Origin of the sequence: Leisingera sp., assembly GCF_034669605.1 — a bacterium.
GTDB lineage: Bacteria > Pseudomonadota > Alphaproteobacteria > Rhodobacterales > Rhodobacteraceae > Leisingera.
Map to the genome: position 1 here is coordinate 1 of NZ_JAXMOX010000180.1, position 9,807 is coordinate 9,807.

10 protein-coding genes and 4 pseudogenes are annotated in these 9,807 nt (G+C 61.3%); 12 read left to right on the top strand and 2 right to left on the bottom strand.

Annotated features, from left to right (window positions below):
* The 10 genes and pseudogenes from VOI29_RS18955 to VOI29_RS18985 all read left to right on the top strand — a co-directional run.
* A partial coding sequence (locus VOI29_RS18955) for an ABC transporter permease (protein WP_323782282.1) occupies nucleotides 1–552 on the top strand: 552 nt, incomplete at its 5' end.
* On the top strand, nucleotides 549–1,310 hold the full coding sequence (locus tag VOI29_RS18960; RefSeq protein ID WP_323782286.1) for an ABC transporter permease: 762 nt from the start codon (nucleotides 549–551) through the stop codon (nucleotides 1,308–1,310). The genes VOI29_RS18955 and VOI29_RS18960, both read left to right, overlap by 4 nt.
* 323 nt (nucleotides 1,311–1,633) lie before the next feature.
* Entirely contained in the window at nucleotides 1,634–1,834 is a 201-nt protein-coding gene (locus tag VOI29_RS24710) for a hypothetical protein (RefSeq protein ID WP_416361562.1), read from the top strand.
* A 47-nt stretch (nucleotides 1,835–1,881) separates the two neighbouring features.
* The gene (locus VOI29_RS24715) at nucleotides 1,882–2,529 is read left to right on the top strand and encodes a hypothetical protein (RefSeq protein ID WP_416361563.1); all 648 of its coding nucleotides are present in this window, start codon (nucleotides 1,882–1,884) and stop codon (nucleotides 2,527–2,529) included.
* Nucleotides 2,493–2,774 (top strand): hypothetical protein, encoded by a 282-nt coding sequence (locus tag VOI29_RS24720; RefSeq protein ID WP_416361564.1) that lies wholly within the window; start codon nucleotides 2,493–2,495, stop codon nucleotides 2,772–2,774. The genes VOI29_RS24715 and VOI29_RS24720 overlap by 37 nt, the downstream gene beginning before the upstream one ends.
* A pseudogene (locus VOI29_RS18970) lies at nucleotides 2,753–3,608 on the top strand (hypothetical protein); the annotation flags it as partial. The gene VOI29_RS24720 and the pseudogene VOI29_RS18970, both read left to right, overlap by 22 nt.
* 2 nt (nucleotides 3,609–3,610) lie before the next feature.
* A pseudogene (locus VOI29_RS18975) lies at nucleotides 3,611–4,879 on the top strand (nitrous oxide reductase family maturation protein NosD).
* A pseudogene (locus VOI29_RS24725) lies at nucleotides 4,872–5,003 on the top strand (ABC transporter ATP-binding protein); the annotation flags it as partial. The pseudogenes VOI29_RS18975 and VOI29_RS24725, both read left to right, overlap by 8 nt.
* Nucleotides 5,004–5,037: 34 nt before the next feature.
* Nucleotides 5,038–5,214: pseudogene (locus VOI29_RS24730) on the top strand (ABC transporter permease); the annotation flags it as partial.
* 10 nt (nucleotides 5,215–5,224) lie between these two features.
* The gene (locus VOI29_RS18985; protein ID WP_323782293.1) at nucleotides 5,225–5,440 is read left to right on the top strand and encodes a nitrous oxide reductase accessory protein NosL; all 216 of its coding nucleotides are present in this window, start codon (nucleotides 5,225–5,227) and stop codon (nucleotides 5,438–5,440) included.
* A 21-nt stretch (nucleotides 5,441–5,461) separates the two neighbouring features.
* Here the strand turns inward: VOI29_RS18985 and hisD are convergent, their stop codons facing one another.
* Both hisD and VOI29_RS18995 read right to left on the bottom strand, forming a co-directional pair.
* On the bottom strand, nucleotides 5,462–6,739 hold the full coding sequence (gene hisD, locus VOI29_RS18990; protein WP_323782296.1) for a histidinol dehydrogenase: 1,278 nt from the start codon (nucleotides 6,737–6,739) through the stop codon (nucleotides 5,462–5,464).
* Nucleotides 6,740–6,892: 153 nt separating this feature from the next.
* Nucleotides 6,893–7,864, bottom strand: coding sequence for a LysR family transcriptional regulator (locus VOI29_RS18995; protein WP_323782298.1), 972 nt, complete (start codon nucleotides 7,862–7,864; stop codon nucleotides 6,893–6,895).
* Between the two features lie 207 nt (nucleotides 7,865–8,071).
* On the opposite strand from VOI29_RS18995, the gene VOI29_RS19000 reads away from it, so the two are divergent.
* Nucleotides 8,072–9,067 (top strand): ABC transporter substrate-binding protein, encoded by a 996-nt coding sequence (locus VOI29_RS19000; RefSeq protein WP_323782301.1) that lies wholly within the window; start codon nucleotides 8,072–8,074, stop codon nucleotides 9,065–9,067.
* A 78-nt stretch (nucleotides 9,068–9,145) separates the two neighbouring features.
* The coding region (locus VOI29_RS19005) for an ABC transporter ATP-binding protein (protein WP_323782305.1) at nucleotides 9,146–9,807 on the top strand (662 nt) is incomplete at its 3' end.

A 9,807-nucleotide genomic window follows, 5' to 3' on the forward strand; every position in this document is an offset into this window, starting at 1 on the left:
CCGATCTTTTACACCACGGTGATCCGGGCGGTGCCGGAATTGGTGCTGATCCTGATCCTCTACTACGTCGGCAGCGATATCATCAACAAGATCTCCGAGGCGGTGGGCGGCGGCCGGGTCGAGATCAACGGCGTTGCGGCCGGCATCTGGGTCTTGGGCGTGGTGCAGGGGGCCTATGCCACCGAAGTGCTGCGCGGCGCCATCAAGGCGGTGCCGGTGGGGCAGATCGAGGCGGCGAAATCCTATGGTATGCCCGCCCTCATGATCATGCGGCGGGTGACGATCCCGGCGATGATGAGCTTTGCGGTGCCGGGGCTGGCCAATCTGTGGCTGATCGCCACCAAGGACACCGCGCTGCTGGCGGTTGTGGGCTTCAACGAGCTGACGCTGGAAACCCGGCAGGCGGCCAGCAGCACACGCGCCTATTTCACATTCTTCCTGGCGGCAGGGTTCCTGTACCTGATGGTGACGCTGTGTTCCGGCGCGGTGTTTGCCCGGGTTGAGAAATGGGCGCGGCGCGGCCAGCCCTCGCTGAAGGGGGGTACGTCATGACCGGCCTGAAGGAGCTGATGCAGCCGCACCGTATCGTGATGATGATGGTCTTTGCAGGCCTTGCCGCCTGGTGTGCGATGTCGCTGCGCTGGGACTGGATCCCGCAATATACGCCGCTGGCGCTGGAGGGGCTGTGGACCACGATCTGGATCCTGGCAGTTTCCACCTTTATGGGCTTCATGCTGGCGGTGCCGCTGGGATTGGCGCAGGCCGTGGGGCCGTGGTACCTGTCTATTCCTGCCCGTACCTTCTGCACCATCATCCGCGGTACGCCGCTGCTGTTGCAGATCTGGCTGCTCTATTACGGGCTGGGTTCGCTGTTTCCGCAGTTTCCCTGGATCCGCTCGTCCGAGCTGTGGCCCTACCTGCGGCAGGCCTGGCCCTATGCGGTGCTGGCGCTGACGCTGTCTTATGCGGGCTATGAGGGTGAGGTCATGCGGGGGGCGTTTTCCAGCGTTGCCAAGGGACAGCTGGAGGCGGCGAAGTCCTTTGGCATGCCGCGCTTTACCATGTTCCGCCGGATCTGGCTGCCGCAGGCGATCCGCAACGTGCTGCCGACCCTGGGCGGCGAGACCATATTGCAGCTGAAGGCGACGCCGCTGGTGGCGACGATCACGGTGGTGGAGATCTATGCGGTGTCCTCGCGGGTGCGCTCTGACACCTTTATTGTCTATGAACCGCTGCTGCTGCTTGCCGTTGTTTATATGGCGATTGCGGGGGTGATTGCCTTTGCCTTCCGGCGGTTTGAAAAGGGCTGAATTGCCAGGCGCCTAGCCCGTTTTGCGCTGGGCTGAGGATTAATGCGGAATTTTCGATTTATCTGGCATACATCAAATTGCGGCACTGAAGTTCGCTCTAGTATCAGCGGCGAATGCAGCAAGAGATTCTTGTACCAGATGCCGTGCACGACTTGCCTATCCACTGCTTGCCGCGCCGGGCTCCTCCTGCGGCTGGCAGGGGTGGCCCGGTGCGCAGCGATGTACCGGTGGCGCCGGTTCTGAATGCGGGCGAAACCATTGCCTACGCCTTTCTGGCCTCCGATTTTGTGGGCACCACCGGCTAGAGCGGCAAGCCGATCCATGTGGTGGCTGCCACCGGCACCGATGCGGTTCTGGCAGGTGTGAAGCTGGTCAAACACTCCGAACCGATTGTGCTGATCGGCATCCCCAACGCCAAGATGGTCAAGCTGACTGAAAGCTACGCCGAACTGGACTGCGCTGGCGGGCGACGGCTCGATGCGGCGGATGACGCCGGACGTCGGCCTGATCAACGCGGCATTTGAGGTCACTGGTGACAGCCGTGCGATCAAGCGGCCGGAACCGGGTGCGGATGACATATGTCATCGACATGCACATGGCCCTGGTTTCCGTGCTCTTAATCGGCAAATCGCTGCTGGGCGAGGCCGAGTACCAGAACCTGCGGTCCTGGCTGAAGGAGGGCAAGAGCGCGATTCTGGTGCTGCGGCGCGGCAGCTACAGCTTCAAAGGGTCGGGCTATGTGCGCGACGGCATCTTTGACCGCATCCCGCTAATCCAGGGCGATGCCTCGGTGCGGTTTTTTGACAAGCAGCACAAGCGGCTTGGGGGACTGGCGGTGGCGGACAGCCCCATCTTTGGTGAGCTGGATCTGTTCAAGATCCCGGCAGATGCAGAACTTGATCGGGCAGAACCGTTCCGTCTGCAGCTACTGGTGCAGCGGTCGGTGGGCGCGCTGGAGCGGGCATTCCTGACCTTTGATCAGGGTTATAATCTGCCGGAGCAGTATCTGCTGCCTGCCGCACCTGCACCCAGGGTGGTTGCGGATGACACCGGCGAGGCCGCGGCAAAGGCGGCGCTGTGGCAGCGGATCTGGAAGGACAGCACGCTGGAGATCGGTGTGCTGGGGGTGATGCTGCTGGTTCTGACGGGGGTTTTCTTCTTGCAGTCCAGGCTACCGCGAACGTGCATATATTCGACTGGTTCCGCATCGGATACCTGACCGTCACCCTGGTGTTCCTGGGCTGGTACGCCAATGCGCAGCTGAGCGTGGTGAACCTGATGGCGCTGGCGGGTTCCTTGCGGAGCGGGTTTTCCTGGGGTGCTTTCCTGCTGGATCCGCTAGTTTTCATCCAGTGGTTTGCCGTCCCGCCGCGCTGCTGTTCTGGGGCCGTGGCGCCTATTGAGGCTGGCTGTGCCCGCTGGGGGCCGCGCTGGCGATCCCGGCCCGTGTGCGCTGCGACGTGATGAAATGCGACAGGATCATCGAGATCCCCAACGCCAAGGACATCCACGGGTTGCGCCCGCAAAAGTTCCCGCGCCCCGGCTATGTCTTTTTTAAGGGCGAGCACGAGGTGCCGCTGGTCAACCACGGCTAGATTCTGGATGATCCGTCGCAATACGTGAACATCTTCTCGGCCATTGACGGCGGCAGCTTGGAGGTCGCCTGGCAGGTGATCGTCTCAGCCAACCTCGATAACACCGATTGCGATTTCAGGGCAAATACGCCTATTCGACCTCCTGCAACTCGGAAATGGCATGACCCTGGCCGGGATGACCGAGAACGAGCAGCTGATCGGTATTTCCGGCGACAGATGAAGGTGGTCCGCGACGGCCCGACCTTTGCCGAGCCGCATGACTCGATCATCGTGCACCGCTCCAAGGTGAACCCGGTCAATATCTGGGACCGCAATGACCCGATGTGGGCCGAGGCAGGCAAACAGGCCGAGGCGGACGGGGTCGATCTGGACGACTGGCAGGACACCATCGCGCGCGACGGCGATAAGGTGCGGGTCTACATGTCGAGCCAGGCGCCAAACTTCAGTCTGGAGAAGTGCACCGTCAAGCAGGGCGATGAGGTCACCGTTTATGTCACCAATCTGGATGAAATCAGACGATCTGACTCACGGTTTCTGCCTGTCGAACGTCGGCGCCGCGATGAAGGTCGGGCCACAGGCGACTGCATCGGCCACCTTCAAGGCCGAGCGTCCGGGCGTGCATTGGTATTATTGCCAGTGGTTCTGCCACGCGCTGCACATGGAAATGCGCGGCCGGATGCTGGTCGAGCCGCGAAGCGCGTAAACATGAACCGGCTCCTGCCCATATCTTTGGTTGCGGCCATGACCTGCCTGACGTCTGCCTGGGCGGCAGACTGGGACGTGCCCAACCGGGCTGGGGCCATTGCGAAAACCCTGGCGCAGGCGGCGGATGGGGACACCCTCCACCACGCCCCCGGCGAAAATGCCAAAACACTGGTGCTGGACCGGCCGGTCGTTCTGGACGGGCAGGGCCACGCCACTTTGGACGGGCAAGGTTCGGGATCGGTGATAACCGTGACCGGGACCGGTGTGACCGTGCGGAACCTGACCGTTGTGGGCTCCGGCTCCTCGCATCGGGAAATCGACAGCGGCATCAAGCTGACCAAGACGGCCAAGGCGCCGCGGATCCTGAACAATGTGCTCTTGGGCAACCTTTACGGCGTTGATATTCACGGCGCCAAAGATAGGCTGGTCCTAGCCACCCGGACCGTAGGCCGCCTGGATCGCCATATGAATTCCAGCGGCAACGGGGTTTAAGTCTGGAATGCCTCGGTCGCGGTGGTGGACGGCAATGACATCCGCTTTGGCCGCGACGGTATCTTTGTGAACAGCTCCAGAAATAACAGCTTCATAAACAACACGTTCCGCGACCTTTGCTATGCTGTGCATTACATGTACGCCGACAATTTCGAGGTCTCGGGCAATGTCTCGATCGGCAATCACCTGGGCTTTGCGGTGATGTTTTCCAAACGGATCAAGGTAACCGGGAATGTCTCGCTGAATGACCGCGACCACGGGGTGATGCTGAATTATGCCAACCAGGGCGAGGTGCGCGGCAATTATGTGAAGGGCGCCAAGGGCAAATGCACCTTCTTTTAAAACGCGCACAAGAATGATTTGTCCGGCAACTGGTTTGAGGGCTGCGGTATCGGCATCCATTTCACCGCAGGCAGTGCCGGCAACCGGATGGTGGGCAATGCTTTCGCCGAAAACCGGCATCAGGTGAAGTTTGTGTCCACCAAATGGGTGGAGTGGAGCGAAGAGGGCCAGGGCAATAACTGGTCAGACTTCGCCGGTTTTGATGTGGACGGGGATGGCATTGCCGATGCGCCCTACCGTCCGAACGACAGCATGGATCATGTGCTGTGGACACAGCCGGCAGCGAAACTGCTGATGGGGTCGCTCGCGGTGCAGCTGGTGCGCTGGTCGCAGTCGGCCTTCCCGGCGCTGCTGCCCGGCGGAGTGATCGACAGCCATCCGCTGATGCGGCCGGAGCGGCCAGAGGCCGCCAGAAAGCTTGAACAGGATGGATAACGCAAACTGCCTGCTGCAGATCCCCGCGCTGGACAAATTCCGCGGCAGGACACAGGTGCTGCGCGGCATCGACCAGGACATCGCGCCGGGCGAGCGGCTGGCGCTCTTGGGTGACAACGGCGCAGGCAAGCCGACGCTGATCAAGGCGGTGCTGGGCAGAGAGCCTGATAGCGCTGGGGCGGCTGGTGCTGACCTCGATCCTGTTGGGCGCGGTGTTCCTGGTGCTGGGCTGTGCGCTGTCGGCGCTGTCCAGCGGTACAACGGCCGCGGCCGGACTGCCGGCGGGTGTATGGCTGGTTTTTTTGGTGCTCTATGACCTGGGCCTGCTGGGGGCACCCCGGGACCATGAACTGGATTGATGCCAGCGATGCGCATTTCGTGGTCGGCCTCAACGTGGCCGGGGGCATGGGGGCGCCGGAAGTCGTGCCTTATGCCTCAGCGGAGTTGGCGGCGCGGTTCGCCTTCCGTCATGGCGGTACTGTTGCCGGGTTTGAGAGCATTCCCGACAACGCAGTGCTGGGGCCGGTGGATTTAGACCAGCATCTGGAGGCGCCGTTCTGAACGCTCCGCCGCCTTGAAGGCTCAGACCGCCTCCGGCTGCAGCCGCATCTCGGCAGCGATGGCGTGGCCTTCCATTCCTTCCATCCGGCTGATGCGGGCGGTGCGCTGGGCCAGTTCGTGCGAAGCGGCTGCGTTGCAGCGCTGCCAGGTCACGGTTTTGGTGAATTTATGCACCGACAGCCCGCCGGTATAGCGCGCCGCACCGCTGGTCGGCAGCACGTGGTTGGGGCCGGAGACCTTGTCGCCGAAAGACACCGTGGTCTCTTTGCCCAGAAACAGCGAGCCATAGGCGGTGAGGTGGTTCAGCCACCAATCCAGGTCCTCGGCCTGCACTTGCAGATGCTCGGGGGCGTAGCGGTCGGCCACCTGCGCGGCCTCCTCGCGGCTATCGCAGAGGACCACCTCGGCGCGCTCGTGCCAGGCGCGGTGGGCGGCGGAACGATTTGGCTCGGGCAGGGTTTCGATCAGCGATTGCGCCCGGGCCATGACGCCGTTGGCGAGGGCTTCGCTGGTGGTAACCAGCCAGACCGGGCTGTCGGCGCCATGCTCTGCCTGGCTGACCAGATCCCAGGCGACTGTTTTGACGTCGGCAGTGTGGTCGGCGATCACCAATGAGTCGGTGGGACCTGCAAACATGTCGATGCCGACCTCGCCGAACAGCATCCGCTTGGCCTCGGCCACGTAGGAGTTGCCGGGACCGACCAGAATGTCGGCGGGCTGAGCGCCGAACAGGCCCTGGGCCATGGAGGCGATGCCCTGTACGCCGCCCAGGTTCAGGATCAGATCGGCCCCGCAGAGATCCATCGCATAGACGATGGCATCGGGAATGCCGGTGCCGGGTCTGGTCGGGGAAACCGCCGTGATATGGGGCACTCCGGCCACCTTGGCAGTGGTGATCGTCATCAGCGCGCTGGCGATATGGCTGTAGCGGCCACCCGGCACATAGCAGCCTGCACTGGAAACCGGGATCTGCTTCTGTCCTGCAATCAGGCCCGGAATGACCTCCACTTCGCATTCGCCCATCGTGGCCTTCTGCGCCTCGGCAAAGCGGCGGATGTTGGCATGCGCGAACTGGATGTCCTCCTTCATCTGCTGCGAAACTCGGCTGCCGGCGGCACGTCGCTGGGCGTCGGTCACCACGATGGGGCCGGTCCAGCCGTCGAGCTGTTCTGCATAACGGCACACCGCGTCTTCACGGTCGCGTGCGATATCGGCCAGCATTGCGGCAACGGTATCGCGGATATCGCTGTTTTCGGCTGCCGGGCGGGGCTGGGCCTGTTTCAGATAAGTGATTGCCATGGGGTCAGCTCATTTTTCAAAAGAGGGCCGCCGGATGTGCTGGATCAGCACGGTGCGGATTGCGCCTAAAACAGCGTCCGGCAGGCCGAACGGTCAAGCGGCGGCCTGCCGGTTTCGAGAAAGACGGATGTTTGTTTCTAATTGCTGGCGGGACTAGGTGTCCTTTGCCGGAAGCGTGCGGAACTCTTCGGCCAGCCAAGGAAAGCACGTGCTGATCGGATCGGTGAAGTGGTGGCGCAGGGATTTTTGCAATGCTTGATGGATCAGTTGCGACGTGGCTGCCGGATAGACGCTGGTGGTGAACAGCGACACTGTGCGCGCAAAGTTCTTGCCGGGAAACCGGACCACCTTGACCCTGTTATGAAAGCGCTGGGCGCGGTGGTAGCTGGCGGCGGTGGTGATGGTCCAGCCGCTGCCTTCGGACACCAGCCCGATGATCGATTGGTTGCATTCCAGTTCAAACCGGTTGGGCAGCGAGATCTTGAGCCGGGTCAGCTGGGTTTCGATTTGTTTGCCAATCGTGTGATCGCGGGAATAGCGCAGGAAGGGCAGAGCCGCATCGGCTTTGGTCAGCTCCTCGACGTTGCCGGAATATCCGACGGGCAGCACCAGGATGAAGGGATCACGCATCAGCGGATATTCGATCAGGTCCGGCAGCAGCCCGGCGGGACGTGTGGCAACACCGGCATCCAGTTTTTGCTCCTGCAGCTTTTCAATGATCTCGTGGCTGGGCCGTGTGTAGTGGCGGAAACTGCAGCGGGGCAGGGCGGTAGACAGAAACTGAAACAATTCCGGGCCGACCTCGTTGTCGAAATCATCGAGTAAGGCCATCCGCAGGTCGGTTGCGTGCTGCCAGCTGCCGGACCGGATTTCCGCCTCGCCGCGCTTTAGCGTCATCAGCCCGTCATAGACATAGCGGGCAAAGACCACGCCTGCGGGGGTCAGCCCCATCGGCCGCCGTGTGTGGTCCACCAGACCCACGCCAAGCGCGCTTTCCAGGCTGCGCAGGTGATTGGATACTGTGCTGATCGACAGGCCGGTTTCTGCGGCGACCTTTTGTATCGATCCCGATTTCGAGATCAGCTGGAACACTTCCAGCCAGCGCAGACTCAGCGTCTTTTGCATATGCCGTCCTCCCTTGCCGCCTGCATATGCGGTTCGCTGATTTGCGTAAAGATATCCGTGAAAAGCGGAACTAAGTTTGGCTTTGGCCGCAAGAGTAATTTTATTCTACAGCGGACTATCTTCCCGGATATGGTTTGCAGTGTAAAAATTTAAGCCTTGAGGCCCGCAACGAACGGGTCCGGCGCATCAACCGGGAGAATCTTTAAAATGATCAAAAAGTACCTGCTTTCAGCAATCTGCGCAGCTGCAGCCTCAATTTCGGCTGTGAATGCCTCTGATTTGGATGAGATCACCGTGGCCTATTTCCTAGAATGGCCGATGCCGTTCCAGTTTGCCAAGGCCAATGGCACCTATGAGGAAGAGTTGGGTGTCAAGATCAACTGGGTCTCCTTCGACACCGGCACCGCAATGTCGGCAGCGATGGCGTCGGGCGATGTGCAGATCGCGGTGAGCCAGGGTGTGCCGCCGTTTGTCGTGGCTACGTCCGCCGGACAGGACATCCAGATCGTAGATGTGGCCGTCAGCTATTCCGACAATGACAATTGTGTGGTGGCTGAGGCTTTGGAAATCGATAAGACCAGCGCCGGTGAACTGGCGGGCAAGAAAGTGGGTGTGCCGATTGGTACTGCCGCGCATTACAACTTCCTGTCGCAGATGTCGCATTTCGGTGTTGATATCAGCTCGATGGAGATCGTCGATATGGCGCCTGCCGATGGCGCCGCCGCCTTTGCCCAGGGTAATCTGGACATGGTCTGCGGCTGGGGCGGCGCACTGCGGCGGATGGTCGAGCATGGCAACGTGCTGCTGACCGGCGCGGAAAAAGAAGAGCTGGGCATTCTGGTGTTTGATGTGACCAGCGCACCGGCAGAGTTCATTGCTTCGGACAGCGAACTGCTGAGCCAATTTCTGAAGGTGACCGCAGATGCCAATGCAATGTGGAACTCCGGCGATCACAAGGACGAGATGCTGCCGGTGATTGCTAAGGATGCCGGTATGGATCTGGCCGATGCGGAAGGCACAATTGCCACCTTCACTTTCCCCTCGGCTGAGGACCAGCTGTCCGAAAAATGGCTGGGCGGCGGTGCTCAAAGCTTCATGAAGGGCGTGGCGGATGTGTTTGTGAAAGCGGGCAGCATGGAAGCGGCGCTGGAGTCCTATGATGGCGCCGTGAACAGCGAACCGCTGGCAGCTGCGCTGAACTGAGCCGCGACAATCCTATGAAGGTGAACGGCCCGTTAACCGGGCCGTTTGCATCCGTGGCTTAAGCAGGAAGGGGGAAAGATGTCAGGACTGGACATCAAAAATGTCTCCATGCGTTTCGATCTGCCCAACGGCAGTTCGGTTCAGGCGCTGAAAGACGTTTCATTGAGTTTGAAGGCAGGTGAGCTGATGTCGGTGCTGGGGCCTTCGGGCTGCGGCAAGACCACGCTCTTGAACATTCTGGCCGGGTTTCTGGCCCCCACGGAAGGCGCGGTTGAGCTGAACGGCCATATCGTGACCGGGCCGGATGCCGAACGCGGCATGGTCTTTCAGAAGGGCGCGCTGTTTGAGTGGATGAACGTGCGTGACAATGTGGAATTCGGGCCGCGCATGAAGGGCATGGCGCGGTCGGAGCGAGAGAAGATCTCGGATCATCTGTTGGAAATCGTCGGTTTGCAGGATTTCAAGGAAAAGGCGGTGTACGAGCTGTCTGGCGGCATGCAGCAGCGTGTGGCGCTGGCCCGCTGCCTGGCGAATGAGCCGGATGTGATCCTGATGGACGAGCCGCTGGGCGCGCTGGACGCGCTGACGAGGGAGAAGATGCAGGGCCTGGTGCTGAAGCTGTGGAAGGAGACCGGCAAGACCATCATCCTGATCACCCACTCGGTCGAAGAAGCGCTGCTGCTGGGCGAACGCCTGTTGGTTATGGCGCCCCGCCCTGGTCGGGTCCACAAAGAATACCG

What these genes read in the sequence shown, in the direction of transcription:
- VOI29_RS18995 (WP_323782298.1), bottom strand. Translation starts at nt 7,864, where the DNA reads ATGCAAAAGACGCTGAGTCTGCGCTGGCTGGAAGTGTTCCAGCTGATC.
- hisD (WP_323782296.1), bottom strand. Translation starts at nt 6,739, where the DNA reads ATGGCAATCACTTATCTGAAACAGGCCCAGCCCCGCCCGGCAGCCGAA.
- VOI29_RS19000 (WP_323782301.1), top strand. Translation starts at nt 8,072, where the DNA reads ATGATCAAAAAGTACCTGCTTTCAGCAATCTGCGCAGCTGCAGCCTCA.
- VOI29_RS24715 (WP_416361563.1), top strand. Translation starts at nt 1,882, where the DNA reads ATGACATATGTCATCGACATGCACATGGCCCTGGTTTCCGTGCTCTTA.
- VOI29_RS18960 (WP_323782286.1), top strand. Translation starts at nt 549, where the DNA reads ATGACCGGCCTGAAGGAGCTGATGCAGCCGCACCGTATCGTGATGATG.
- VOI29_RS18985 (WP_323782293.1), top strand. Translation starts at nt 5,225, where the DNA reads ATGAACTGGATTGATGCCAGCGATGCGCATTTCGTGGTCGGCCTCAAC.